The organism is Streptomyces acidiscabies, from assembly GCF_020010905.1.
Taxonomy (GTDB): domain Bacteria; phylum Actinomycetota; class Actinomycetes; order Streptomycetales; family Streptomycetaceae; genus Streptomyces; species Streptomyces acidiscabies.
This window is the reverse complement of record NZ_JAGJBY010000001.1, coordinates 3,459,308-3,484,232: the sequence shown is the minus strand read 5'-3', so window position 1 is coordinate 3,484,232 and position 24,925 is coordinate 3,459,308. Positions and strand designations below refer to the sequence as shown.

Genomic DNA, 24,925 nt, shown 5'->3' with positions numbered 1-24,925 from the left:
CCTGCGGCGGCGGAAAAACATCCCCACCAGCACCCTCACTCACGCCATCCCCGGCGACACCCTCCCCCCAACCCCCCTCCTCACTCACCTCATCCCAAGCCTCACCCCCCACAACACGCCCGTCCCCCGCCCCCGCAGACCCCTCCCTCAAGGACGCCCCTTCCGAAACCGTGTGATCCGCCGGAGGGCGCCGCGCTTGCGTGCTCAAGTGCACCCCCCGTTTTTTCCTCGTACCGAGCCACCCCGCGAGCGGCGGCGTCCCGGTGGACGGTGGTTCCCTCGGGCACGCATACCCGCACAGGTCGACCGGCATCCCGGCCGGAGCCGTACCTCGTGCGTGCGCGTCACTCTACGGCTTGTCGTGGGGGGAGGGAGAACCCGTACCACCACCCCGGGGCATCTGCCCGTATCGTCCCCCTACCCTGCGGTAATCGCGTCTGGCAGGCTGCGTGCATGACTGTGCGCGCCGCCGACCGGGCCCGTTACGACCGGGCCACCGCTCATCTGGACGCTCCCCTCGCGATCGTCGATCTGGACGCGTTCGACGCGAACGCGGAGGACCTGCGCCGCCGGGCCGGGGGGAAGCCGGTCCGGGTGGCGAGCAAGTCCGTCCGGTGCCGGGCCCTGCTGGAGCGGGTGCTCACGAGGGACGGCTTCGCGGGGCTGATGTCGTTCACGCTGGCGGAGTCCCTGTGGCTGGCCCGCTCGGGCTTCGAGGACGTCCTGCTGGCGTACCCGTCGGCGGACCGCACCGGGTACGGGGAACTGGCGGCCGACCCGAAGCTCGCCGCCGCCGTGACGGTCATGGTCGACGACGTCGCCCAGCTCGACCTGATCGACGCCGCACGGGGCGACGGCCGTGAAGTGATCCGCGTCTGCCTGGAGTTGGACACGGCCCTCCAGATGCTGGGCGGCCGGATCAGGGTCGGCGCGAGAAGGTCCCCCCTGCGCACGCCCTCCCAACTCGCCGACTTCGCCCGCACGGTGACCCGGCGTCAGGGCTTCAAGCTGGTCGGCATCATGGCGTACGAGGGCCACATCGCGGGCGTCGGCGACGCGGTGTCCGGCCGCCCCTTCCGCTCGCGCGCGATCAGGCTGATGCAGTCCACCGCCCGCCGCGAACTCGCGGAACGCCGGGCCGAAGTGGTGCGCGCGGTACGGGCGGTGGCCCCGGACCTGGAGTTCGTGAACGGCGGCGGCACGGGCAGCGTGGAGAGCACGGTCGCGGAGGACGCGGTCACCGAGGTCGCGGCGGGTTCGGGCCTGTACGTCCCGCGCCTGTTCGACAACTACACGTCGTTCAGGGGCCGTCCGGCGGCGCTGTTCGCGCAGCCGGTCGTACGCCGCCCGGGCGTCGGCGTGGTGACGGTCCTCGGCGGCGGCTACCCGGCCTCGGGTGCGCCCGGCGTGGACCGGCTGCCGGTGCCGTATCTCCCGGAGGGTCTCAAGTACGACCCGCAGGAAGGCCCCGGCGAGGTCCAGACGCCCCTGCTCGGCGCGCCCGCCGACGATCTGCTGATCGGCGACAAGGTGTGGTTCCGGCACGCGAAGGCCGGTGAACTCTGCGAGCGTTTCGACCAGTTGCACCTGATCGAGGGGGACACCGTCACGGAGACGGTGCCCACCTACCGAGGCGAAGGGCACACGTTCCTCTAGAGCGGGGTCACGTACGCGCCCGAAATCCCGCCGTCCACAAGGAAGTCGGTCGCGTTGACGAACGAGGAGTCGTCGCTCGCCAGGAAGGCGACGGCGGCGGCGATCTCCTCGGCCTCGGCGAACCGGCCCACGGGGATGTGCACGAGCCGCCGGGCGGCGCGCTCGGGGTCCTTGGCGAACAGCTCTTGCAGCAAAGGCGTGTTGACGGGCCCCGGGCACAGCGCGTTGACCCGGATGCCCTCGCGCGCGAACTGCACGCCGAGTTCCCGGGACATGGCGAGGACGCCGCCCTTGGACGCGGTGTACGAGATCTGCGAGGTCGCCGCGCCCATCCTGGCCACGAACGACGCCGTGTTGATGATCGAACCCCGCTGCTGCTGCCGCATGTAAGGAAGCGCGGCCTTGCAACACAGGTACACGGACGTCAGGTTGACCTCCTGGACGCGCCTCCAGGCGTCGAGCCCGGTCTCCAGGATCGAGTCGTCGTCGGGGGGCGAGATCCCGGCGTTGTTGAAGGCGATGTCGACGCTGCCGTACGTGTCGTAGGCGGTCTTGAAGAGCGCCTCGACCTGTTCCGGGTTCGTGACGTCGACCTTCACGAAGAGTCCGCCGACCTCGTCGGCGGCGGCCTTTCCGCCGGTCTCGTCGATGTCGGCGCAGACGACGTGTGCGCCCTCGGCGGCGAGGCGGCGGGCGGTGGCGAGGCCGATGCCGCTGCCGGCTCCGGTGATGACGGCGGTACGGCCGACGAGGCGGCGGCAGACAGGAGTCTCGGTCACTGTGCGGGGTCCTCCGTGCTGATGAAGACGTTCTTGGTCTCGGTGAAGGCGGCGAGTGCGTCGGGGCCGAGCTCACGGCCGACCCCGGACTGCTTGTAGCCCCCGAAGGGGGTCGAATAACGCACGCTGGAATGGGAGTTGACGGACAGGTTGCCCGCCTTGACGGCCCGTGAGAGCCGCAGCGCGCGGCCGATGTCCCGGGTCCACAGGGAGCCGGAGAGGCCGTAGGGGGTGTCGTTGGCGAGGCGGATCGCGTCGGCCTCGTCGGTGAAGGGGAGCAGGACGGCGACGGGGCCGAAGATCTCCTCGCGGCAGGCGGGCGAGTCGGGGGCCTCGGCGGTCAGGACGGTCGGCGGGAACCAGAACCCGGGGCCGCCGGGTGCGCTGCCACGCAGCGCGCCGGGTGCGTCGTCCGGCACGAACGACCGTACGCGGTCGAGCTGTTGGCGGGAGATCAGCGGGCCCATCTGGGTCTTCTCGTCGGCCGGGTCGCCGACGACGACGGCCGCGAGGGCCTCGGCGAGGAACGCGCGCGCCTCGTCGTACACGCTCTCCTGGACGAGGATGCGGGTGCGGGCGCAGCAGTCCTGGCCGGTGTTGTCGAGGAACGAGAAGGGGTCGAGGGCTTTCGGCAGGTCGGCGTCGGCAAACACCACGTTGGGGCTCTTGCCGCCGAGTTCGAGGGTGACCGGCTTCACCAACTTCGCGCAGCGTTCCATGACTTCGCGGCCGGTGCGGGTCGAGCCGGTGAACACGATCTTCGCGACGCCGGGATGGTCGACGAGGGCGCGGCCCGCGATGCTGCCGTAGCCGGGGACGACTTGGAAGAGGCCCTCGGGAAGGCCTGCATCCAGGGCGAGTTGAGCGAGGCGCAGGGCGGTGAGCGGGGTCGTCTCAGCGGGCTTGAGGACGACCGCGTTGCCTGCCGCGAGCGCCGGGAAGGAGCCCCAAGCGGCAATGGGCATGGGGAAGTTCCAGGGCGCGATCACGCCGACGACGCCGAGGGGTTCGAGGATGGTGACGTCGAGGCCGCCGGCGACCGGGATCTGACGGCCCGTCAACCTCTCGACGCCGCCCGCCGCGTAGAGGAGCAGGTCGCGTGCGTTGCCCGCCTCCCAGCGGGCGTTGCCGATCGTGTGCCCGGCCTCGCGGACCTCCAGCGCCGCCAACTCCTCGATGTGGGCGTCGACTTGGTCGGCGAACCGGCGCAGGAGGCGGGCGCGGTCGGCGGGGGCGAGGGCGGCCCACGTCTCCTGGGCCTTCGCCGCGCGGGCGACGGCCGCGTCCACCTCGGCGGCGTCGGCGGCGGGGACCCTCTCGACGACCTCCTCGGTGGCCGGGTTGAGGACGATCAGCTCGGACAATTCCTGACCTTTCACAGTCGTGTCACAGTGAACCAGCGGTGAACCAGGGGCCGTTCTACAGGCGTTCGAAGGTCCGGCGCAGTTCCCAGTCCGTGACGGCCGCGTCGAACGCGGCGAGTTCCACGCGCGCCATGTTGAGGTAGTGCGCGACGACCTCCTCGCCGAACGCGGCCTCCGCGATGGGGCTGTGCTCCCAGAGGTCGGCGGCCTCGCGCAGGCTGGTGGGGACGTGTTCGTAGTCGCCGGTGTACGCGTTCCCCGCGCAGGCGTCGGGGAGTTCGAGCTTGTGCTCGACGCCGTACAGGCCCGCCGCGACGAGTGCGGCGACGGCGAGGTGCGGGTTGACGTCGCCGCCGGGGAGGCGGTTCTCGAAGCGCAGGGAGCGGCCGTGGCCGACGACGCGCAGGGCGCAGGTGCGGTTGTCGCGGCCCCAGGCGACGGCGGTCGGCGCGAACGAGCCCGGCTGGAACCGCTTGTAGCTGTTGATGTTGGGCGCGTACAGCAGGGAGAAGTCACGCAGGGCGGCGAGCTGCCCGGCGAGGAAGTGCCGCATGGTGTCCGTCATGCCGTCCGGACCCGCGAAGACGTTCGCGCCGTCGGCGTCCGTCAACGACAGGTGGATATGGCAGGAGTTGCCCTCGCGCTCGTCGAACTTGGCCATGAACGTGAGCGATACGCCCTCCTGCGCCGCAATCTCCTTCGCGCCGGTCTTGTAGACGGCGTGCTGGTCGCAGGTGGTCAGGGCCTCGTCGTAGCGGAAGACGATCTCGTGCTGGCCGAGGTTGCACTCGCCCTTGGCGGACTCGACGGTCAGGCCCGCGCCGGCCATCTCGTTGCGGATGCGGCGCAGGAGCGGTTCGATCCGGCCGGTGCCGAGGATCGAGTAGTCGACGTTGTACTGGTTGACGGGGGTGAGGTTCTTGTAGCCCGCGTCCCACGCCTGCTCGTAGCTGTCGCGGAAGACCATGAACTCCAGCTCCGTGCCGACCTGCGCGGTCCAGCCGAGCTCGGTGAGCCGGTCCAGCTGGCGGCGCAGGATCTGGCGGGGGGCCGCGCCGACCGGGGAGCCGTCCTCCCAGGCGAGGTCGGCGATCAGGAGGGCGGTGCCGGGGTGCCAGGGGATACGGCGCAGGGTGGTGAGGTCGGGGTGCATCGCGAAGTCGCCGTAGCCGCTCTCCCAGGACGACATGGCGTACCCCCGGACGGTGTTCATGTCCGTGTCGACGGCAAGGAGGTAGTTGCAGCCCTCCGTACCGTGCTGGAGTACCTCGTCGAGGAAGAAGCGGGCCGCGAACCGCTTGCCCTGGAGGCGGCCCTGCATGTCGGGGAAGGCGAGGACGACCGTGTCGATCTCGCCCGCCGCGACCAGGGCGTGCAGATCCTCGACGGGCAGCGGGGCGGTGCGGTCTGGCACGGAGGGCCTCCTCTAGGGCTTGAGGTCGTCCCCGTGGGGCGTCCTCGGCTTCGGCGGCCGTACGGGGGCCGTGAAGCGTCCGGGAGCCATAAGGTATTGCTGAAAACCATTGCTTGGGAAGGGGGCACGGCCGGATGACGGTGGAGAAGAACACGGGTACGGGTGACCGGCTGACGCCGGTCCTGCGGCCGGTGCGGGCGGGCAACGGCTTCGAGGAGGCGCTGGAGCAGATCCTCCAGGTGGTCCGCCTCGGCCTGGTCCCCGGCGGCGAACGGCTGCCTGCGGAACGGGAGTTGGCCGAGCGGCTCGGCATCAGCCGGGTGACCCTGCGCGAGGTCCTCAAGGTCCTCCAGGACCAGGGGCTGCTGGAGTCGAGGCGGGGGCGGTACGGCGGTACGTTCGTGCTGCCGCGCTCGGCGGACGGCGAGGACGAACTCCGGCGCCGGATCGCCGAGGTCGACATCGAGGACGTCCTGCGGTTCCGCGAGGTCCTGGAGGTCGGCGCGGCGGGCCTGTGCGCGAGCCACGGCCTCACCGACGTACAGGCCACGCGGCTGCGCGAGGCCCTCGCCGGGACCCACGACGCGCCCCTCGCCGACTACCGCCGCCGCGACACGCTCCTGCACCTCACCCTCGCCGAACTCTGCGGCTCGCCCTCCCTCACCGCCCAGTACGCCGCCGTCCGCGCGCAGGTCAACGACCTCCTCGACTGCATCCCCCTCCTCGTCCGCAACCTCGAACACTCCCAGCGCCAGCACGAGGCCCTCGTCGAAGCGGTCCTCGACGGAGACGCCGACGCCGCGCGCGAGATCATGCGCGAGCACTGCGGGGGCACGGCGGCCCTGCTGCGGGGCTTCCTCACCTGACCTCGGTTCTGCAAAGGTATCCCTGGAGTCCATTACCTGGAGGGTTCATGGCCGGTACGCCGCTCATCGGGATCAGCACCTACCTGGAGCCCGCCGCTCGCTGGCGCATCTGGGAGATGGAGGCGGCGCTGCTGCCCGCCGGCTATCCCCGGCTCGTGCAGCGGGCCGGGGGGATCGCGGCGATGCTGCCGCCGGACGCGCCCGCGCGCGCCGCGTCTGTCGTCGCCCGGCTCGACGGGCTCGTCATCTCCGGGGGGCCCGACGTCGATCCCGCTCTGTACGGGGCCTCGCGCGAGGCCCGTACGGATGTCCCCGCGCGCGAACGCGACGCCTGGGAAACGGCGTTGATCTCAGCGGCCCTCTCCTCCGGCGTGCCCCTGCTCGGCATCTGCCGGGGGATGCAGCTCCTCAACGTCACCCTCGGCGGGACCCTCGTCCAGCACATGGAGGGGCATGTGAAGGCGCCGGGGGTGTTCGGGCGGCATACCGTCACGCCGGTCGCGGGGACTCTGTACGAGGGGATCGTGGCGGAGGCGTCCAGTGTTCCGACGTATCACCATCAGGCGGTCGATCGGCTGGGGGCCGGGCTGGTCGCCTCCGCGTATGCCGAGGACGGGACGGTCGAGGCTGTCGAGCGGGGCGGGGGGTGGACGCTCGGGGTTCAGTGGCATCCCGAGATGGGGGACGACCTGCGGGTGATGCGGGCGCTGGTCGAGGCGGCGGGCTGAGGTCACCGGACGCGGGTGCGGAGCCAGTCCAACGCGGCGTCTCCCTGGGCCTGTTGGAAGGGGCGCAGGGTGGGGAGGCCGGGTGGGGCGGGTCTGCCCGCATGGCCCAGGAAGTATCCGGCGAGCGCGGCCAGGGCGACGGTGACCGCGTCCTGGTCGGCCCTGCGGCCCAGGGGGTGTTCCGTGAACACGGTCTCCGGGTCCGGGCCGCCCTGTGCGCGGACGCTGGGGAGCAGGAGCAGGAGGTCGAACCAGGGGGCGGCTCTGGTGACGTGGGGCCAGTCGACGAACCAGACGCGGTCGGTGTCGCCGGCCAACAGGACGTTGTCGGCTCGCAGGTCTCCGTGCGCGAGGGTGTCCCCTCGTACGGCTTCCTCCCAGCCGTCGGCCCGTTGGAGGACCGGAAGCCCTTGCTCCACCAGCTCCGGCCAGCCGCCGAACGCGTCCGCCAAGTCCTCTTCGGCGGGAGGCGCATCGAACGGGGCGGGGGTCAGAACCCGCCCGAGTTCCCCGACGGCGTCCAGCACAACCTGCAACTCCCCTGCCCTCCAGGGCATATGAGGCTGCCGCCCATCAACGTCCTCAAACACGAGGGCAACCCAGTTCCCGTCATCATGCACCCCCAACAACTTCGGCGCGGGCACCTCTCTGGGCAACGCCGCAGCGTTCCGGGCCTCCCGCCGATGCAGAACGGGACTGAAAGAATTCACGTCCCCACTGACGGCCTTAACGAACCCACGCTTCCCGTGACGGGTCACCACCCGAGCAGCAACTCCCGGCGAAAACCCACCCCGCTGAGTAACAGCGCGCACAACGGGCGCACCGAGTATCCCCGCGACGGCGTCACGCACGGAGGCGGGCAGGGCTTCCCAGTCGAGGCGGACGCCGGTGGCGGGAGGGGCGGAGTTCATGGGGACATGGTGGGTGGGGAGGGGTGGGGATGCCCACTGCTTTTCCAAGGAGCAGGTAGGTGAACTCCCGCAAAAACGTGAGCATTATGCGGCTATGCCGCACCGGCAGAACGGCAGGGTTCGTCGCAAGTCCCCGGCGCGAAGGGTAGGCAAGACACGAACCGGAACGACAGCTCCACCGTGGGCCGAGGCCCCGAAGGACAGCACGCTGAGCCCCCCAAACCCACGGCCACACCAACGCCCCTAAGAGGCGCGGGGAACTGCGCGCCCAGCCACAACGAGCCCGCGCCCAAACACCAGCACAAGCCACCCCTTAGGGGCGCGGGGAACTGCGCGAACAACCACAACGAGCCCGCACCCGAACACCACCACAAGCCACCCCCTTTTCAGGGGCGCGGGGAACTGCGCGAACAACCACGACGAACCCGCACCCGAACACCACCACAAGCCACCCACTTCAGGGGCGCGGGGCTGCATCAACATGCGGCTCCGCCACGCGGGCGCGACCAGCCACAACCGAACCCGCACCCCCCACCCCTCCAGAACCCCCCACCTCAGACCTCGCCCTTCCAACAAACCGAGTCGGGCGGGCGGGTGGGCAAAGGCCCGTCACCCCCGAGTCAGCGCCAACAACTCCCGCGCAGGCCCCACCGGCCGATGCCCAGCCCTCCACACCGCCCTCAACTCCCGCCCCAACGCCACCCCCTCCACCGGCACGGACACCAACCTCCGCATAGCCAACTCCTCCCCCACCACCAGCTCACTCAACACAGCAGGCCCAGCCCCACTAACCGCCGCCGCCTTCACCGCAGTAGTCGACGACAACTCGATCAACGGCCGAAGAACCAGCCCACCAAGCGCCGCATCCAACACCTGCCGAGTCCCGGACCCCTTCTCCCGAAGAATAAGAGGAGTCGCGGCCAACTCCTCCCCCCGCAAAGGCTTCCGCCGCCGCCCCCAGGGATGCCCAGGCGCAACGACGACGATCAACCGGTCGTGCCCAATAACGGCGGAATCAAGCCCCGCAGGCACACTCAACCCCTCCACGAACCCAAGATCGACCTCGTCCGCCAACAGTTGCTCAGCCACAGCAGCGGAGTTCCCGGCAAGCAACGACACAGCCGTATCAGGCCGTTGAGCCCGAAGCGCCAACAACCACCCCGGCAACAGATACTCGGCGATGGTCATACTCGCAGCGACCCGCAACCGGGAGTCCCGCCGATCCCGAAGCGCCTGAGCCCCGACATCGAACGCCTCGGCAGCCTCGATGATCCGCCGAGCCCAGTCGGTGACAAGGGCGCCCGCATCGGTGAGCCGAGACCCGCGGGGCGACCGATCGACGAGCGCAACGCCAAGCTGCCGCTCCATGGACCGAACCCGACTGCTGGCGGCAGGCTGCGTGATCCCCAGCTCACGCGCGGCGGCCCCCAGACTCCCCACCCGGGCAACAGCGAGCAACAACTCAAGGGCACCAAGATCAGGCACCCGATGGGAAAGGGGAACCACCACACCATCACTGCTCATAACACCAGCTTATGCCCAGAGCCCCCATAACCCCAGGTCAACCCCACCTACCGCTGCTTCCCACCCCGCACAGCCTCGATGTGCTCGGCAACGGCCACGACCAGAATCCGCGTATCGGGAACGGTGGCCCGCCACCGATGCCGAACCCCACCGGTCAGATACAGCGTGTCCCCCCGCCCGAGCCGATACGCCCGCCCCTCCGCCTCAACCTCGAGGGCACCATCAGCGACGTACATCAACTGGTCGTTGCGGTACTGGAATTCACGCCCGGCGTCATGGTCACCGGTGAACTCGGTGGCATGCATCTGGTGATGCCCACGAACGAGAGACCGGGACTGAGGAGCACCCCCGGCAACACCCCCAGCCACACCCCCGTCCTCGCCTTCGTCCGCACGGACGACATCAACACTGCAAGCGGGATCGGCGGCGGCAAGCAGCTCGACGGCGGTCGTACGGAGCGCGTCCGCGACCTTCTCCAGGGACCCCGTGGAAGGCCGGGCCCGATCGTTCTCGATCTGGCTGAGAAACGGCACGGACAGCCCACTGCGCTCGGCGACAGCCGCCAGCGTCAGTTCGAGCGCATGCCTCCGACGCCGTACGGCCGCCCCCACGCGCAGGGGCCGTTCCTTGTGGTCGCCCATAGCTCCGGCTCCCTCCTCCAGCTCGTCGGTCCGCGTCGCCGTGCACACGCCGTCTGATGAGTTCTCTGCACCCTACGCATGTTCCGCAAACCGTTTCATGTGCCCGTCACATCGACGACACACCCCGTCACGCTCGACGCACGGGTTCGCGCCAGTGGATCACACCCACAAAGCCCGCGGAAACGGTCCCCGGCCCCCCGGCGGGTCGCGAGCGTACGCCCCGTACGCCCCGAAGTCACCCGTCCGGCTCCCGCGCGGGGGGCCGAAGGGTGACTTCGGGGTACGGCATGACGCTGTGTGGTTGGCCGAATCCTTACCGTGCCGCAGCGGCCTCGCTCCGCACCGGGGCCCACTTCTCCACCAGCCCGGGGTTCGCCTTGAGCCAGGTCCGTACGGCGTCCTGCTCCTTACCCTTCCCGGACTTCTGGATCTGCGCCTCCAGAGACGTCAGCTGTGCCTCGGTCATCCTGAACTCCTTGAGCCAGCGCGCCACTTCGGGCTGGTCCTCCGCGAACCCGGACCGGGCGATGGTGTGCACCTGATCGCCCTTGCCCCAGGCCCCGCGCGGGTCCGCCAGCTTCTTCAGCCCGTACTGGCTGTACGCCCAGTGCGGCGACCACAGCGTGACGACGATCGGCTGCTTGCGCGCGTACGCCCGCTTCAGCTCGGCCAGCATCGCCGGGGTCGAGCCGTCGACGACGTCGTACCCGTCGAGCCCGTACTCCTCGACGACCTTGTCCTTCAGCAGCCCCATCATCCCGGCGCTGGGCTCGATCCCCACGATGCGCCCGCCGAACTCCGAGGACCGACTCCTCAGATCGGCAAGGGAGTTGACGTCCTTCACGTACGACGGGACGGTCAGCTCCAGGGACGTCGGGCCGTACCAGGCGCCGAGGTCGTCGAGCTTGTCGCCGTACTTCTTCCAGTACTCGGCGTGGGTGGTCGGCAGCCAGGAGTCCGTCTGGAAGTCGAGCTGGCCGGTGGCGAGGCCGGTGTAGAGGGGACCTGCGGCGTACTGCGTGGTCGTCACCTTGAAGCCGCGCTCCTGGAGGATCTCCTTCCACAGGTACGTGGACGCGATCCCCTCGTCCCACGGGATGTAGCCGAGCTTGATCTCCTGCCCGCGCCCGACGTCCGTCCCCGACGCGTGCGCCGGAGCCCCGTTCCCGCCGAACACCCCGAGCCCGCCCGCGACGACCGCGAGCACGGTCACGCAGGACATCGCCACGGCCGGACGCGGCCGGTACGTCCATGCGCTCCCCTTCGCCTTCGCCGCCGCCCGGCGCCCGAGCGGCGAGAGGCGGGTGCCGAGCGCGCCCGTCATCCGGTCGAGGTAGATCGCGAGGACGACGATCCCGAGCCCGGCCTCGAAACCGAGCCCGATGTCGAGCTGGCCGATGGCCTCGTTGACGGCGCCGCCGAGTCCGCCCGTGCCGACCATGCCCGCGATGACGACCATGGACAGGCCCAGCATGATGACCTGGTTGACGCCGGCCATGATGGTCGGCAGGGCGAGCGGCAGTTGCACGCGGAAGAGGGTGTCGCGGGGCGTCGTGCCGAACGCCTCGGCGGCCTCGACGAGTTCGGCGTCGACCTGCCGGATGCCCAGCTCGGTCATCCGGACGCCCGGCGCGACCGCGAAGACGAGGGTGGCGACGACCCCGGCCGGTACGCCCATGCCGAAGAAGAGGATCGCCGGGATCAGCAGGACCATCGACGGCATCGTCTGGAGCAGGTCGAGCACCGGCCGCACCGCCGCGCTGACCGCCTTGGACCGCGCCGCCCACACGCCGAGCGGCAGGGCGATCACCAGCGCGATGAAGGTCGCGACCAGCACCAGCGAGAGCGTCGACATCGACTTCTCCCACAGGTCCAGCGAGTCGATCAGCGCGAACCCGGCGAACGACAGCACGCCCGCCGTGAGCCCGCGCAGCCACCAGGCGAGTACGGCGAGGATGCCCGCGAGCAGCAGCGGCTGCGGCGCGTTGAGCACGGCGTCGAGGACGTCGTACAGCCCCTCGACCACCGCCTTCACCGCGTCGAACAGCCAGGCGAGATGGTTGACGAGCCAGTCCACACCGGAGTCGACCCAGTCCCCCAGATGCAGCCTAGGCATGCGTACCCGCCTCCTCGGCCATGACCCCGACCAGCAGATCCGACGTGACGACCCCGACGACCGTCCCCGCGTCGTCGAGCACGGCCACCGGGTGATCCACGCGCGCGCAGATCCCGCACAGCTCCGTGAACGACGTCTCCGGCGTCACGGTCTCGCACGAGCAGTCCGTGTCGTGCGCGTCCGTGTCCATGACGGCGGACGCGGTCAGCACGCGCGAGCGGTCGACGTCCTGGATGAACGAGGCGACGTAGTCGTCCGCCGGGCGCAGCAGGATGTCCTCGGCGGTGCCGTTCTGGACGATGCGGCCGTCGCGCATGACGGCGATGCGGTCGCCGAGGCGCATCGCCTCGTTGAGGTCGTGGGTGATGAACACGATGGTTTTCTTCAGGGTCTGCTGGAGCGTGAGGAGCTGGTCCTGCATGTCGCGGCGGATCAGCGGGTCCAGCGCGCTGAACGACTCGTCCATCAGCAGGAGGTCGGCATCGGTGGCCAACGCGCGGGCCAGGCCCACGCGTTGCTGCATACCGCCGGACAACTCGTCGGGCCAGGACGACTCCCAGCCCTCCAGGCCGCACAACTTCAGCGCCTCGGTGGCGCGTTGCTCGCGCTCGGGGCGCGGGACGCCCTGGACGGCGAGGCCGTACGCCGCGTTGTCGAGGACCGTGCGGTGGGGGAAGAGCGCGAAGTGCTGGAAGACCATGGAGATCTTCCGCGCACGCACCTCCCGCAGCGCGCGGTCGTCGAGCGCGGTCAGGTCCTGGCCGTCGAAGCGGACGTGCCCGGCGGTCGGTTCCAGGAGGCCGTTCAGCATCCGCAGCAGCGTCGACTTGCCGGAGCCCGACAGGCCCATCACGACGAAGATCGAGCCGGGTTCGACGGTGAAGGACGCGTCGATGACGGCGGGCATGGCGCCGTCCGCGCGCAGGTCCTCGCGGGTCTCCCCCTTTCTGAGCCGCTCGACGGCGGCGTCCGGTTTTCTGCCGAACACCTTGTAGATCTGGTCTGCCTCTAGCGTGGCGGACACGCGCACCTCTCCGGTCGGGGACATGGTCGGGAGCGCAACGGGTTGCCGAGTACGCAACGGACGCCGCTCCGAGGGCGCGCCTGCCCGGACCTTTTCCGGCCAAACCCACAGGTGTCCCAGGTCACAGGGCGCGCACGCGGCCACGGGGGTGAACGCGGACAGGTCGCTGTCAGTGCCGTGCGGCATGATGCGGGGGTGACCGGACGACTGATGCTTCTCGACACCGCCTCCCTCTACTTCCGCGCCTATTTCGGCGTCCCGGAGTCCGTGAAGGCGCCGGACGGGACACCTGTGAACGCGGTGCGCGGCCTCCTGGAGTTCATCGACCGGCTGGTCAAGGACCACCACCCCGACGAGCTCGTGGCCTGCATGGACGCCGACTGGCGCCCCCAGTGGCGCGTCGACCTCATCCCGTCGTACAAGGCGCACCGGGTCGCCGAGGAGCGTCCGGCCGGCCCCGACGCCGAGGAGATCCCGGACACGCTGTCGCCGCAGGTGCCGATCATCGAGGCGGTGCTCGACGCGGTGGGCATCGCGCGGGTGGGGGTCGAGGGGTACGAGGCCGACGACGTGATCGGGACGTTCACCGCGCGTGCGAAGGGGCCGGTGGACATCGTCACCGGGGACCGCGACCTGTACCAGCTCGTGGACGACGTACGGGGAGTCCGCGTCCTGTACCCGATCAAGGGCGTCGGCACGCTCCAGATCACCGACGAAGCCGTACTCCGCGAGAAGTACGGGGTCGACGGGCGCGGATACGCGGACCTCGCGCTCCTGCGGGGCGACCCGAGCGACGGGCTGCCCGGTGTGCCGGGGATCGGGGAGAAGACGGCGGCGAAACTGCTGGCCGAGTTCGGGGACCTGGCCGGGATCATGGCGGCCGTGGACGACCCGGCGTCGAAGCTGACGCCCTCGCAGCGCAAGCGGCTCGACGAGTCGCGGCCGTACGTCGCCGTCGCGCCGAAGGTCGTGCAGGTCGCCGGGGACGTACCGCTGCCCGAGGTGGAGACGGCGTTGCCGCGGGGGGCGCGGGACGGCGGACTGGCGGCGGCGCTGGGTGCGCGGTGGGGGTTGGGCGGGTCGCTGGGGAGGTTGCTGGGGACGCTGGAGGGGACCCGGTGAGGTGACGGACTTCCCGTTCCGGAAGTCATGTTCTCGCAAAGAAGCAGGGGCGTTTCCGCAGGTGGACGGGGGTCGTGCGGGAACACGCGAACAAGCCCTCTGGTGAGGGGGGCGAGAGTGGGGGGAGTGATGCTAACTTAGGTAAACCTAACCATAACATCGTGGGAGGCCGTCATGTCAGAACGTCCGGCACGGAAGCCGCGGAAGCCCCACTCCGCGCGGGTCGTCCGCACTGAACGGCTCACCCCGCACATGCAACGGGTCGTGCTCGGCGGCGAGGGGCTGGCCGAATTCGCGGCGGGCACCTGCACCGACCATTACGTCAAGATGCTGTTCGCTCCCGAGGGGGTCTCCTACCCGGAACCCTTCGACGTGGAACGCATCCGCGAGGAACTCCCCCGCGAACAGTGGCCGGTGACCCGTACCTACACGGTCCGCCACTGGGACGCGGAACACCGTGAGCTGACCCTCGACTTCGTCCTGCACGGCGACGAGGGGCTCGCCGGACCCTGGGCGATGCGCGTCCAGCCGGGCGAGACCGCCCACTTCATGGGCCCCGGCGGCGCCTACGCCCCCTCCCCCGACGCCGACTGGCACCTCTTCGCCGGGGACGAGAGCGCGTTGCCCGCGATCGCCGCCGCCCTTGAGGCGCTGCCCGCCGGTGCCGTCGCCCACGCCTTCGTCGAGGTCTCCGGGCCCGAGGAGGAGCAGAAGATCGACTCCGACATCGAAGTCACGTGGCTGCACCGGGGCGATCGGCCGGTGGGCGATCTACTCGTCCCGGCCGTACGCGAGCTTGAGTGGCCCGAGGGGCGCGTGCACGCCTTCGTCCACGGCGAGGCGCACTTCGTGAAGGAGCTGCGGCAACTGCTGCGCGTCGAGCGCGAGTTGACCCGCGACGACCTGTCCATCTCCGGGTACTGGCGGCTCGGGCACGACGAGGACGGGTGGCAGGCGTCGAAGCGGGAGTGGAACGCGCGGATCGAGGCGGAGCAGGAGACTCCGGCGGCGTGAGGCCCTGACACCCGGGGGCCCGTGAGGAGTTGGGTCCGTCTCGGACACGCCCGCGTGACGCGTACGCAACAGCACCTCCCTAATTTCTGTCACCCGACAGGAATACGTGCTGGAGCACGCGCCCAAGGCAGGTGCCGCCGTGACGACCACTCCTCCCCTCCCCGACGTCCACTCCACGACAGCTCAACCCTCCGACTCCCTGGCGGAGTTCGGCTACCGCCAGGAACTGCACCGCAGCCTCGGCCGGTACGCCTCCTTCGCCGCCGGGTTCTCCTTCATCTCCGTCCTCACCACCGTCTTCCAGTTCTTCGCCTTCGGGTACGCGTTCGGCGGCCCCGTCTTCTTCTGGGCCTGGCCGGTGGTGCTGCTCGGCCAGCTCGCGGTGGCCGCCTGCTTCGCCGAACTCGCCGCGCGGTACCCGATCTCCGGGGCGATCTACCAGTGGTCGTCCCGGCTCTCCACGCCCGCGTTCGGCTGGTTCGCGGGCTGGATCATGGTGATCGGCCAGATCGTGGTGGTCGCCGCGGCGGCCCTCGCGCTCCAGATGGTCCTCCCCGCGCTGTGGTCCGGCTTCCAGCTCATCGGCACGGACCCCGCCCCCACGTCCCCCGACGGCGCGGCCAACGCGGCGCTCCTCGGCGTGGCCCTCCTCGCCCTGACGACCGTGGTCAACGTCCTGGACAACCGCGTCCTGTCCGCCGTCAACCGCATCGGCGTCACCGCGGAGATCATCGGCGCGATCCTCATCGTCGTCCTGCTGCTGACGCACTCGGAACGCACCCCGACGATCACGTTCCACACTCAAGGGGCCGCTCAGGACGGCCTGTTGGGCGCGCTCCTCGTCGGCTCCTTCACCGCCGCGTACGTCATGATCGGCTTCGACAGCGCGGGCGAGATGAGCGAGGAGACCCACCATCCCCGCCGCACGGCCCCCCGCACGATCCTCACGGCCCTGACCGCCGCCGGTCTCCTGGGCGGCCTGATCGTCCTCGCCGGCATCCTCGCCGCCCCCAGCCTCACGGACGGCCGGCTGGCGACGGACGGCCTGAGCTACGTCCTGACGAGCAGCCTCGGCGACGGGGTGGGCAAGGCGTTGCTGGCCGACGTGGTGGTGGCCATCGCGGTAGCCACCCTGGCCATCCAGACGTCCGCCTCCCGCATGCTCTTCTCGATGGCCCGGGACGGCCACTTGCCGCTCGCGCGGACCCTGTCCCGCGTCAACCCCCGCACCGGTATGCCGACGGCCCCCGCAGTGACCGTAGGCACCCTCGCGGCAGCCCTGCTCCTGCTCAACTTCACTTCCCCGGAAGCATTTCTGGCGATCGGCACGACCTGCATCGTCATGCTGTACCTGGCCTACGCGATGGTCACGGGCCCGCTCCTCGTCCAACGCGTACGCGGCACTTGGGCCCACTCGGAGGGCACGGACGAAACAGGCGCTCCCTTGTTCTCGCTGGGCCGCTGGGGTCTCCCGATCAACGCGCTGGCAGTCACCTACGGCGTCCTGATGACCATCAACCTCGCCTGGCCCCGAGCGGCCGTGTACGACCCGGAGGGCGGTCACTGGTACTTCCAGTGGTTCACGGTGCTGTTCCTGGGGGCGACGGTGGCGCTGGGGGTGGTGTACCGGGCCCGGCGCACGTCGTGACTCTCAGGGGGCCGGGTCTCCCTGCACCCGTGCGTGGAGGTGCATGTCGTGCCACCCGTCGGCGTGGAGGCCCGCGCCTCGCCGGGTGCCCTCCAGCGTGAAGCCGGCTTTTACGGCGACCCGGCAGGAGGCGTTGTTGGCGGTGGCGTGCTGAAGCTCCAGCCGGTGGAACCCGACGTCGTCCAGGGCCCACCGGCTCAGTACGGCGGTGGCTCGCGCGGCCACGCCCCGGCCTCGGGCCTCGGGAGCCGTCCAGTACGCCATCTCGGCGTGACCGTCATCGAGCACGATCGCCCGCAACGCGACCCGCCCGAGCAACACATCGGTCCCGGCATCAACAACCGCCCACTGAGCATTCCTCTCCCCCGACCACTGTCCCCGCCACTCCTCCACCCACCCCCCGACCTCCTCCAACGACTGCGCCGCCCGCAGGTGCCACCGATGCATCACCGGGTCCTGGAAAACGGCATGCACAGCAGCCACGTCCCCCGCCTCGAAGGGCCGCAGCAACAGCCCGTCCGCCGTGGGCAGGCGGGGCTGGGGACGGCTGGAGAGGGTTCCGGCGGGGAGCACTGGGGCGGTGAGAAAGGGCATGTGCAGATCCTGCCGGGGATGCCTGCTGAGACGCAGAGAATTTCTGACGGACAAGGCCCGAACTCCCACCCCGTACCCTGACCTGCCATGAGACGCCGTCGTACCCCCGCCCCTCCCTCCCCCCTCCCCCAGCGGGACGGCGTGGACCCGGTCCGGGTGCGGCTGCCCGGGGAGGGGGCGTGGGAGACGGTCCAGGAGTACCTCGTGGGGCGGCTCAGCGGCGCCGGAGAGGGTGTCATCGAGGGACTGTTCCGGAGAGGTGAGATCGTCGGCGTCGATGGGCAGGCCCTGGACGGGGACAGCCCCTTCGCGCCGGGGGCGTACGTGTGGTTCCACCGGGAAGTCCCGCCCGAGACCCCCGTACCCTTCGCCATCGACATCGTCTACCGCGACGCCCACCTCCTCGTCGCCGACAAGCCCCACTTCCTCGCCACCACCCCCCGAGGCAGCCACATCACGCAGACGGCGCTGGCCCGTCTCCGCAAGGACCTCGGCATCCCCGCCCTCGGCGCGGCCCACCGTCTGGACCGGCTGACGGCGGGCCTCGTGATGTTCACGGTCCGCCCGGAGGACAGGGGCGCGTACCAGACGTTGTTCAGGGACCGGAAGATCCGGAAGGTGTACGAGGCGGTGGCCCCCCGCACCCCGCGCGAACCTCTCCCCCGCACCCTGAGTTCCCGCATGGAGAAACCCCGCACCTCCCTGACGACGCTGGAGATCCCGGGCCCTCCGAACGCGATCACGCACATCGCCGAGACGGCGCACCGCGAGAACCTGGCCCGGTACCGCCTGACCCCGGAGACGGGCCAGACGCACCAACTCCGGGTGCACATGGCGTCGTTGGGGATCCCCATCCTGGGCGACCCCTTGTACCCGGAGGTCCACCCTCCCATCCCCCCGACGGACTTCCACCGCCCGCTCCAACTCCTCGCCGGGGAACTCCACTTCACGGACCCGGTCACGGGCAGGGAGCACCACCTGCACAGCAGGCGCACGCTGGAGGCGTGGGAGGCGTACGAGGAGTGGTCGGGGGCAGCTCCACCGGCATAAAACGCACGTGTGCGAGGATCCCTTCATGGCAACAACCCCAGGTGGACGACGTGTGGGACGCCCCCGGGCGGTGGAGCGCGCGGGACGCGGCGCGGACCCCCGGAGCGAGCTTCTGACGGCCGCGGCGGAACTGTTCACCGTGAAGGGGTACGCGGCGACGAGCACGAGGGCGGTGGCGGAGCGGGCGGGAATGCGCCAGGCGACGATGTACCACTACGTGTCCGGCAAAGAGGAACTGCTCGCGGAGTTGCTGGAGTCGACGGTGTCCCCGTCGCTGGCGTACGCGCAGGCGCTGCTCGCGAAGGAGCAGCCGGCCAGGGACCGCCTGTGGGAGCTGTGCCGGGCGGACGTGGAGGTGCTGTGCGGCGGCGAGCACAACCTGGGCGGCCTGTATCTGCTCCCCGAGGTGCGGGGGGAACGCTTCGCGGGCTTCAGGGAGTCCCGGGATGAACTGAAGGCGGCGTACCGGGCGTTGGTGGCGGAGGCGACGTCCCTGGCGGACGGCGAGCTGAACCTCCGTACCGACCTGGTCTTCGGCCTGATCGAGGGCGTGATCCTGGTCCACCGCTCGGACCCGGACCGCCCGGTCTCGGAGTTCGCGCGGGCGACGGCCGACGCGGCGCTGAGGATCGCGGGCGCCTGAACTCCCGTACCCAGCGCCGGGGTTCACCCGCTCCGGCGTCAACTCTCGCACATCCGTACCCGGTCACCGTACGCGTTCGAACGATTCCGCAGCGCGCAAACCGAACGACCATACCCCCACAGGGGGATCCCTTTCAGGCGGTTGCCGAACATGACCCGGCGTTGATCCGGTCGGACTAAGCTCGCCCGCGGCGCACCGAGTTGAGATGGATTCGTGCGCTTGTTCCCGAATGTTCTGAAGATGCGGACAATTCCCGACAGAGGGTCCCTCATGGTGAGTGCTCAGTCCTCGACACAGTCCCCGCCCGGGCGTGAACGCCCCTTCGCCCGGGTGCTGTTGCCCCCGGCGATACTGATGACCGCGGTGAGCGGGGCGGCCCTCGCGCTGGTCCCGCGGTCGGCTCGGGTCGCGGTCGGCGTGTGCGGGGCCGTGGCCACGGTGCTGGTGGTGATGACGGCGGTGGAGGTGGTCCGGCGCGGACGCCGGCTCCGGGAGCTGCGCGCGGACGCGGAGCGCCGTACGGCCGCGCTGGAGCGGCGGATCGAGACGTACGCGAACCTCAACCTGAGAGTCGTCGAGGACCACATCCCGACGGCGGTGAAGGTGCTGAGGGCGGGCAACTCCCCCCGGGAAGTGGTCCAGTTGATGCCGGACATCGACCCGACGTTCCGCGACCTCGACCGCGCCCAGGCGGGCGTCGTCACCCGGGTCCTGGACATCGTCGAGCACCAGGAGAACCTCCGGGACTCGGCGCTGCGGTCGTACACCTCGGTCGCCCGCCGCATCCAGGCGATCGTGCACCAGCAGAACGACGAACTGCTGGAGATGGAGTACGACCACGGCAACAACCCGCACGTCTTCGACGACCTGCTGCGCATCGACCACGGCACGGCGATGATCGGCCGCCTCGCGGACTCGGTCGGCGTCATCGGCGGCGGCAGGCCGAGCCGCCAGTGGCCCGCGCCGGTGCCGCTGTACAGCGTGCTGCGCGGCGGCATGTCGCGCATCCTGGAGTACCCGCGGATCAAGCTGGAGTCGATCGCGAAGGTCAACATCCGGGGCATCTCGGTGGAGCCGGTCATCCACGCGTGCGCCGAACTCATGGACAACGCGACGCGGTTCTCCCCTCCGGCGAGCACGGTCCACGTGAACGCGATCGAGGTGCAGACCGGCATCGCCATCGAGATCGAGGACGCCGGCGTCAGCCTCAGCGAGGAGGGCCGCGCGCGCGTCGAGCGCATCCTGGAGGACGCCAAGCGCGGCGAGGACATCCACGACGACGGCGGCGCCCCGCAGCTCGGGCTCGCGGTGGTGGGCCGGCTGTGCACGACGTTCAACATGCAGTGCTCGCTGCGGGTTTCGGCGTACGGCGGGGTCCGCGCCGTCCTGATCGTGCCCGCCGAGATGCTCACCGAGGGCCCGGAGACGATCTACGCGCACGGCATCGGCGCGGGCGCCACCCCGACCCTCGACCTCGGCGGCGTCAAGGGCCCTCAGCGCAGGCCGAAGAAGCGCCGGCCGACCAGTCCCCGGCTGCCCGAGGGGGTGTCCATGGAGGAGGAGACCCCCGAGGTCACCGAGTGGACGACCGAGGGGCTGCCGCAGCGGCGCAGCAAGGCCGTCGTCTCCATCCTCGACTCCTACCCGGAGGCCTACCGGCGCCAGCTCGCCGAGGAGGCCGCCGAGAAGGCCGCCGCCGAGCGCGGCGAGCCGGTGGCGGTCGACGAGGAGGAGGAGATGTGGGCGGAGGCCGCCGCGCGCGTGCTGGCCAAGCCCGCGCCGAGCGGTCCCGCGCCCGGCCTCGGCTTCGAGGCGTTCTGGGCGGGCCTGAAGGACAACACGCCCGAAGGCGTCCACCCCACCGACTTCACCCGCAATCCCACCGCATACCTGCACCTGATCGACGACAAGGCCACGGCCGACGACGAAGGGGACCCGACGTGATCAAGCAGCGCGCCAACTTCGACTGGATGCTCAAGGAGCTCTACAGCGGCGTCCCGGGCATCGAGATGATCGTGGTGCTCTCCGCCGACGGGCTGCGCATCGCCCGCTACGGCGGCGACACGGACGCCGCCGACCGCGTCGCCGCCGCCTGCGCGGGCCTCCAGAGCCTCGCCGGGGCCGTCGCCGAGGAGATCCCCACCGTCCGGGGCGACATGAAACTCGTCGTCATCGAGATGGACGGCGGCTACTTCTACCTGATGGCCGCGGGCGCCGGCGCCTTCCTCGCCGTCCTGTCCGACGTGCGCTGCGAGCCGGGCGCGATGAGCCTGCACATGCGCGACCTCGTCGTACGCATCGGATCGCACCTCACGAGCCCGCCCCGGCACAAAGGGCAGAGCGTATGACTCCTCCGCAACGCCGTCGACGCGGCGCCCTGCGCACCCTGCCCAAGCCGGCCGAACCGGCGGCGGGTGGGGACGGGAAGGAGAAGAAGGCCCCCGAACGGCTCTACACGATCTCGGACGCCGACGGCGAGCGCGCCCCCCTCGACCTGGTGACGCTCGTCGTGGCGCGGACCGAGCCGAACTCCTCGACCGGCCCCGAGCGGACGGTGGTGCTGCGGATGTGCGCGACGCCGCTGTCCCTGGCCGAGGTGTCCGCGTACCTCTCCCTGCCGTTCAGCGTCGTGTCCGTGCTGATCACCGACATGCTCGCGGCCGGACTCCTCGACTCGCGCGCCCCCGTCGTCCGGCAGAAGATCCCCGACCGGTCCCTCCTCGAAGCGGTGATGCATGGACTTCAACGCCTCTGACACGCTCCCCGGCCCACGCGCCGAGGACCGGCTCCCGCACTCCACCGCCGCCGCCGCGAAGATCGTCATCGTGGGCGGGTTCGGCGTCGGCAAGACCACCATGGTCGGCTCCGTCAGCGAGATCAGGCCGCTGACCACCGAGGAGACCATGACGCAGGCCGGGATCGGCGTCGACGACGACCCCGGCTCCGACACGAAGACCGCGACCACCGTCGCCATGGACTTCGGGCGCATCCGCATCAGCGACGAGTTCGTGCTCTACCTCTTCGGGACGCCCGGCCAGGAGCGGTTCTGGTTCCTGTGGAACGGCCTGTTCGAAGGGGCGCTCGGGGCGGTCGTCCTCGTCGACACCCGGCGGATGGACGTGAGTTACGAGGTGATGGGGCGGCTCGAAGAGCGCGGGGTGCCGTTCATCGTCGGCGTCAACACCTTTCCCGACGGGCCCCGTTACCCGATTCCCGTGCTGCGTGGGGCACTTGACCTGCATCCCCGGATCCCGATCATCGAGTGCGACGTACGGCGGCGCGCCTCCAGCCGGGACCTCCTGACGACCCTCATGGCCTTCCTCAACACCCTTCTGGACAACGGCGCTCTCGTCTGACGCCGCCGTCCACGTCATGAAAGCGACCTCTTCCCGTGACGTCTGACCACACCACCACCGAACCCCCCGTCGGCTGCCCCGCCCACGGGCGCGGTGCGGGGGGACTGACCCGGCTGTTCGGGCCCGGCTCCGAGGATCTCAACGCGCTGTACGAGCAGTTGCGCGAGGAGCACGGGCCCGTCGCGCCGGTCCTCCTCCACGACGACGTACCCATCTGGATCGTCCTCGGGCACGCCGAGAACCTGCACATGGTGCGCTCCCCCACGCACTTCACCCGCGACAGCCGGATCTGGACGCCGCTCGTCGAGGGGCAGGTCAAGCCCGACCACCCGCTGATGCCGCACATCGCGTGGCAGCCCATCGCCTCGCACGCCGAGGGCGACGAGCACAAGCGGCTGCGCGCGGCCGTCAAGGCGTCCATGGAGGGGCTCGACGACCGGACGCTGCGCCGGTACATCAACCGGTCCTCGCAGCGGCTCGTCAACGAGTTCTGCGAGAGCGGGAAGGCCGAACTGGTCTCGCAGTTCGCCGAGCATCTGCCGATGGCCGTCATGTGCCACGTCCTCGGCATGCCCGAGGAGTACAACGACCGGCTCGTGCACGCGGCGCGCGACGCGCTCAAGGGGACCGAGACGGCCATCGCCAGTCACGGGTACGTCATGGACGCGCTCAGCCGGCTGACCGCCCGCCGGCGCGCCGAACCCTCCGACGACGCGGCGAGCAAGCTCGTCACGCACCCCGCGAAGCTCACCGACGACGAAGTCCGGGAACACCTGCGGCTGTTGCTGTTCGCCGCGTACGAGGCCAGCGTCAACCTGCTGTCCAGCGTGCTGCTCCAGGTCATCATCGACCCCCGCTTCTACGCCAGGCTCAACGGCGGGCAGATGACCGTGCCCGAGGCGGTGGAGCAATCCCTGTGGGACCACCCGCCGTTCAGCACGATCTTCGCCTACTTCGCCAAGGTCGACACGGAGTTGGGCGGGCAGCGCATCCGCAAGGGCGACGGGCTCCTCTTCGCGCCGGCCCCCGCGAACGTCGACCCCCTGATGCGGCCCGACCTCTCGGCGAACATGCGCGGGAACCGGTCCCACCTGGCCTTCGGCAGCGGCGCGCACGAATGCCCCGGCCAGGACGTGGGCCGTGCGATCGCCGACGTGGGCGTGGACGCGCTGCTCTTCCGCCTCCCCGACGTCCAACTCGACTGCCCCGAATCCGAGTTGAGCTACACCCAGTCCATCTCCTCCCGGCATCTGGTCTCGTTGCCGGTCCACTTCGACCCGAAGCCGCAGCAGGACATCACGCACAAGCCGAGCCATGCGAACTTGCCTCAGCCTCGGGGGAGTTGGCCGTTGCCGACGCGGCGGAAGGTAGTGGCGGAGGTCGCGGCGGAAGAGCCGACGGTGGCGGTGACGCCGGTGACGCCGCCGGTGGTCGAGGAGCGGCGGCCGGGGGTGTGGCGGCGGGTGCTGACGTGGTGGCGGGGGTACTGAGGGGGCACGGGGTTTCAGGGGGCGGCCTGCGCGGCGGACCCCCTCAACTCCCCTTGATCACAACAGGAGAGCCCTCATGCCGATCCACCCCGTCATCGACGTCATGGTCATCCTGGAACGCGACGGCCTCATCCTCCTCGCCGAACGCCGGAACACCGGCTACGCCGACGGCATGCTCAACCTGCCCTCAGGAAAGGTCGAGAACGAAACCGTCGCCCAGGCAGCAGCTCGCGAGGCCCTGGAGGAGGTAGGCGTCCACATCGCCCTGCCGGCCCTGATCCCCGTCCACGTCATGCACTACCGCAACCCCGAGGGCGGCCACCGCATCGGCTGGTTCTTCAAACCCACGCACTGGACGAACACCCCGCACAACGCGGAACCCGCAAAATGCGCGGGCATCGCCTGGCACCCCCCAACCGACCTCCCACCGAACACGGTCCCGTACAACGCCCTGGGAATAGCCCACCACTTGAGAAACGAACCGTTCTCGATCCACGGCTGGGAAAACGGGCCCGCCTGACGACACCGGCCCCCGGGAACAGCACCACAAGAAACACGAACCGACACCGCCGCACACCCCGCACGAGGCACCCCCAACCCGAGCCCCACACGGCACGCTCGCGTGCGACTCCCCGCACCCACCCCCGCGCTTTGCGCCCACCGCCTGCCACTCGCGCACGGCACCCCACATCACACACCCACACCACGCGCCCGCGCGCAGTTCCCGGCAATCCGGCACCACGCACCTTGCGCCTGACGCCCCGCGACACCACACACGCGCACCGCGCGTCCGGCGCCTCACGCACCTCTCAGCCGCTGCACCGCACCGCACCGCACACTAGTGCGCAGTTCCCGCAACCACCCCTCGCCTCCGGCACTCCACGCCCGCACACCCCCCGCACCCTGCGTTTTGCGCCCACCTCCCACCACCCCACGCTCGCGCACGGCTCTCCGCGTTCGGCACTCCGTACCACGCACGCCCCTG

The 24,925-nt window shown here is 70.4% G+C and carries 23 protein-coding genes; 14 read left to right on the top strand and 9 right to left on the bottom strand.

Annotated elements, in window-relative coordinates; translation table 11 throughout:
- Positions 1 to 453 precede the first annotated feature (453 nt).
- A complete protein-coding gene (locus tag J8M50_RS16155; RefSeq protein WP_010350271.1) occupies positions 454 to 1,656 on the top strand; it encodes an amino acid deaminase/aldolase in 1,203 nt (400 codons plus the stop codon).
- On the opposite strand, the gene J8M50_RS16150 is transcribed toward J8M50_RS16155, so the two are convergent.
- Genes J8M50_RS16150 through J8M50_RS16140 form a run of 3 tightly spaced genes read right to left on the bottom strand, consistent with a single transcriptional unit; the run spans position 1,653 to position 5,213 of the window.
- Entirely contained in the window at positions 1,653 to 2,435 is a 783-nt protein-coding gene (locus tag J8M50_RS16150; protein WP_010350272.1) for a 3-oxoacyl-ACP reductase, read from the bottom strand. The genes J8M50_RS16155 and J8M50_RS16150 overlap by 4 nt on opposite strands.
- Positions 2,432 to 3,799 (bottom strand): aldehyde dehydrogenase family protein, encoded by a 1,368-nt coding sequence (locus J8M50_RS16145; protein WP_010350273.1) that lies wholly within the window; start codon positions 3,797 to 3,799, stop codon positions 2,432 to 2,434. Before J8M50_RS16145 ends, J8M50_RS16150 begins: the two co-directional genes overlap by 4 nt.
- Before the next feature lie 55 nt (positions 3,800 to 3,854).
- Entirely contained in the window at positions 3,855 to 5,213 is a 1,359-nt protein-coding gene (locus J8M50_RS16140) for a glutamine synthetase family protein (protein ID WP_010350274.1), read from the bottom strand.
- 134 nt (positions 5,214 to 5,347) lie between these two features.
- Between J8M50_RS16140 and J8M50_RS16135 the strand changes: the two genes are divergently transcribed.
- Both J8M50_RS16135 and J8M50_RS16130 read left to right on the top strand, forming a co-directional pair.
- Positions 5,348 to 6,079, top strand: coding sequence for a FadR/GntR family transcriptional regulator (locus tag J8M50_RS16135; RefSeq protein WP_010350275.1), 732 nt, complete (start codon positions 5,348 to 5,350; stop codon positions 6,077 to 6,079).
- Between the two features lie 47 nt (positions 6,080 to 6,126).
- The gene (locus J8M50_RS16130) at positions 6,127 to 6,807 is read left to right on the top strand and encodes a gamma-glutamyl-gamma-aminobutyrate hydrolase family protein (protein ID WP_010350276.1); all 681 of its coding nucleotides are present in this window, start codon (positions 6,127 to 6,129) and stop codon (positions 6,805 to 6,807) included.
- Between the two features lie 2 nt (positions 6,808 to 6,809).
- Here J8M50_RS16130 and J8M50_RS16125 read toward each other — a convergent pair whose 3' ends face one another.
- The 5 genes from J8M50_RS16125 to J8M50_RS16105 form a co-directional block, all read right to left on the bottom strand.
- Positions 6,810 to 7,718 (bottom strand): phosphotransferase family protein, encoded by a 909-nt coding sequence (locus J8M50_RS16125; RefSeq protein ID WP_029183348.1) that lies wholly within the window; start codon positions 7,716 to 7,718, stop codon positions 6,810 to 6,812.
- A gap of 609 nt (positions 7,719 to 8,327) precedes the next feature.
- Entirely contained in the window at positions 8,328 to 9,242 is a 915-nt protein-coding gene (locus tag J8M50_RS16120) for a LysR family transcriptional regulator (protein ID WP_029183349.1), read from the bottom strand.
- 47 nt (positions 9,243 to 9,289) lie between these two features.
- The gene (locus J8M50_RS16115; RefSeq protein ID WP_010350279.1) at positions 9,290 to 9,883 is read right to left on the bottom strand and encodes a helix-turn-helix domain-containing protein; all 594 of its coding nucleotides are present in this window, start codon (positions 9,881 to 9,883) and stop codon (positions 9,290 to 9,292) included.
- A gap of 313 nt (positions 9,884 to 10,196) precedes the next feature.
- Positions 10,197 to 11,999 carry an ABC transporter permease/substrate binding protein gene (locus tag J8M50_RS16110; RefSeq protein WP_010350280.1) on the bottom strand — a complete coding sequence of 601 codons (1,803 nt, stop codon included), beginning with the start codon at positions 11,997 to 11,999 and terminating at the stop codon, positions 10,197 to 10,199.
- Complete coding sequence (locus J8M50_RS16105) at positions 11,992 to 13,023, bottom strand: quaternary amine ABC transporter ATP-binding protein (protein WP_010350281.1); 1,032 nt, start codon at positions 13,021 to 13,023, stop codon at positions 11,992 to 11,994. The genes J8M50_RS16110 and J8M50_RS16105 overlap by 8 nt, the downstream gene beginning before the upstream one ends.
- Before the next feature lie 195 nt (positions 13,024 to 13,218).
- On the opposite strand from J8M50_RS16105, the gene J8M50_RS16100 reads away from it, so the two are divergent.
- The 3 genes from J8M50_RS16100 to J8M50_RS16090 all read left to right on the top strand — a co-directional run bounded on the left by J8M50_RS16100 (position 13,219) and on the right by J8M50_RS16090 (position 16,807).
- Positions 13,219 to 14,145 carry a 5'-3' exonuclease gene (locus tag J8M50_RS16100; RefSeq protein ID WP_010350282.1) on the top strand — a complete coding sequence of 309 codons (927 nt, stop codon included), beginning with the start codon at positions 13,219 to 13,221 and terminating at the stop codon, positions 14,143 to 14,145.
- A gap of 174 nt (positions 14,146 to 14,319) precedes the next feature.
- Positions 14,320 to 15,159 carry a siderophore-interacting protein gene (locus J8M50_RS16095; RefSeq protein WP_010350283.1) on the top strand — a complete coding sequence of 280 codons (840 nt, stop codon included), beginning with the start codon at positions 14,320 to 14,322 and terminating at the stop codon, positions 15,157 to 15,159.
- Between the two features lie 139 nt (positions 15,160 to 15,298).
- On the top strand, positions 15,299 to 16,807 hold the full coding sequence (locus J8M50_RS16090) for an amino acid permease (protein ID WP_040835229.1): 1,509 nt from the start codon (positions 15,299 to 15,301) through the stop codon (positions 16,805 to 16,807).
- Positions 16,808 to 16,810: 3 nt separating this feature from the next.
- Here the strand turns inward: J8M50_RS16090 and J8M50_RS16085 are convergent, their stop codons facing one another.
- On the bottom strand, positions 16,811 to 17,401 hold the full coding sequence (locus J8M50_RS16085; protein ID WP_010350285.1) for a GNAT family N-acetyltransferase: 591 nt from the start codon (positions 17,399 to 17,401) through the stop codon (positions 16,811 to 16,813).
- An 87-nt stretch (positions 17,402 to 17,488) separates the two neighbouring features.
- Between J8M50_RS16085 and J8M50_RS16080 the strand changes: the two genes are divergently transcribed.
- The 8 genes from J8M50_RS16080 to J8M50_RS16045 all read left to right on the top strand — a co-directional run bounded on the left by J8M50_RS16080 (position 17,489) and on the right by J8M50_RS16045 (position 24,460).
- A complete protein-coding gene (locus J8M50_RS16080) occupies positions 17,489 to 18,451 on the top strand; it encodes a pseudouridine synthase (protein WP_029183350.1) in 963 nt (320 codons plus the stop codon).
- Positions 18,452 to 18,476: 25 nt separating this feature from the next.
- Complete coding sequence (locus J8M50_RS16075) at positions 18,477 to 19,094, top strand: TetR/AcrR family transcriptional regulator (protein ID WP_029183351.1); 618 nt, start codon at positions 18,477 to 18,479, stop codon at positions 19,092 to 19,094.
- Between the two features lie 270 nt (positions 19,095 to 19,364).
- Complete coding sequence (locus J8M50_RS16070; protein WP_223786211.1) at positions 19,365 to 21,038, top strand: ATP-binding protein; 1,674 nt, start codon at positions 19,365 to 19,367, stop codon at positions 21,036 to 21,038.
- Positions 21,035 to 21,442 (top strand): roadblock/LC7 domain-containing protein, encoded by a 408-nt coding sequence (locus tag J8M50_RS16065; RefSeq protein ID WP_010350290.1) that lies wholly within the window; start codon positions 21,035 to 21,037, stop codon positions 21,440 to 21,442. Before J8M50_RS16070 ends, J8M50_RS16065 begins: the two co-directional genes overlap by 4 nt.
- The gene (locus tag J8M50_RS16060) at positions 21,439 to 21,849 is read left to right on the top strand and encodes a DUF742 domain-containing protein (protein WP_010350291.1); all 411 of its coding nucleotides are present in this window, start codon (positions 21,439 to 21,441) and stop codon (positions 21,847 to 21,849) included. Before J8M50_RS16065 ends, J8M50_RS16060 begins: the two co-directional genes overlap by 4 nt.
- On the top strand, positions 21,830 to 22,450 hold the full coding sequence (locus J8M50_RS16055; protein WP_010350292.1) for a GTP-binding protein: 621 nt from the start codon (positions 21,830 to 21,832) through the stop codon (positions 22,448 to 22,450). The genes J8M50_RS16060 and J8M50_RS16055 overlap by 20 nt, the downstream gene beginning before the upstream one ends.
- A gap of 35 nt (positions 22,451 to 22,485) precedes the next feature.
- Positions 22,486 to 23,940 carry a cytochrome P450 gene (locus J8M50_RS16050; protein WP_010350293.1) on the top strand — a complete coding sequence of 485 codons (1,455 nt, stop codon included), beginning with the start codon at positions 22,486 to 22,488 and terminating at the stop codon, positions 23,938 to 23,940.
- Positions 23,941 to 24,016: 76 nt separating this feature from the next.
- Entirely contained in the window at positions 24,017 to 24,460 is a 444-nt protein-coding gene (locus J8M50_RS16045) for an NUDIX hydrolase (RefSeq protein ID WP_010350294.1), read from the top strand.
- Positions 24,461 to 24,925 lie beyond the last annotated feature (465 nt).

Coding starts and splice junctions, on each gene's coding strand:
- J8M50_RS16155 (WP_010350271.1), top strand. CDS start 454: ATGACTGTGCGCGCCGCCGACCGGGCCCGTTACGACCGGGCCACCGCT.
- J8M50_RS16135 (WP_010350275.1), top strand. CDS start 5,348: ATGACGGTGGAGAAGAACACGGGTACGGGTGACCGGCTGACGCCGGTC.
- J8M50_RS16130 (WP_010350276.1), top strand. CDS start 6,127: ATGGCCGGTACGCCGCTCATCGGGATCAGCACCTACCTGGAGCCCGCC.
- J8M50_RS16125 (WP_029183348.1), bottom strand. CDS start 7,718: ATGAACTCCGCCCCTCCCGCCACCGGCGTCCGCCTCGACTGGGAAGCC.
- J8M50_RS16120 (WP_029183349.1), bottom strand. CDS start 9,242: ATGAGCAGTGATGGTGTGGTGGTTCCCCTTTCCCATCGGGTGCCTGAT.
- J8M50_RS16115 (WP_010350279.1), bottom strand. CDS start 9,883: ATGGGCGACCACAAGGAACGGCCCCTGCGCGTGGGGGCGGCCGTACGG.
- J8M50_RS16110 (WP_010350280.1), bottom strand. CDS start 11,999: ATGCCTAGGCTGCATCTGGGGGACTGGGTCGACTCCGGTGTGGACTGG.
- J8M50_RS16095 (WP_010350283.1), top strand. CDS start 14,320: ATGTCAGAACGTCCGGCACGGAAGCCGCGGAAGCCCCACTCCGCGCGG.
- J8M50_RS16085 (WP_010350285.1), bottom strand. CDS start 17,401: ATGCCCTTTCTCACCGCCCCAGTGCTCCCCGCCGGAACCCTCTCCAGC.
- J8M50_RS16080 (WP_029183350.1), top strand. CDS start 17,489: ATGAGACGCCGTCGTACCCCCGCCCCTCCCTCCCCCCTCCCCCAGCGG.
- J8M50_RS16075 (WP_029183351.1), top strand. CDS start 18,477: ATGGCAACAACCCCAGGTGGACGACGTGTGGGACGCCCCCGGGCGGTG.
- J8M50_RS16070 (WP_223786211.1), top strand. CDS start 19,365: ATGGTGAGTGCTCAGTCCTCGACACAGTCCCCGCCCGGGCGTGAACGC.
- J8M50_RS16060 (WP_010350291.1), top strand. CDS start 21,439: ATGACTCCTCCGCAACGCCGTCGACGCGGCGCCCTGCGCACCCTGCCC.
- J8M50_RS16055 (WP_010350292.1), top strand. CDS start 21,830: ATGGACTTCAACGCCTCTGACACGCTCCCCGGCCCACGCGCCGAGGAC.
- J8M50_RS16045 (WP_010350294.1), top strand. CDS start 24,017: ATGCCGATCCACCCCGTCATCGACGTCATGGTCATCCTGGAACGCGAC.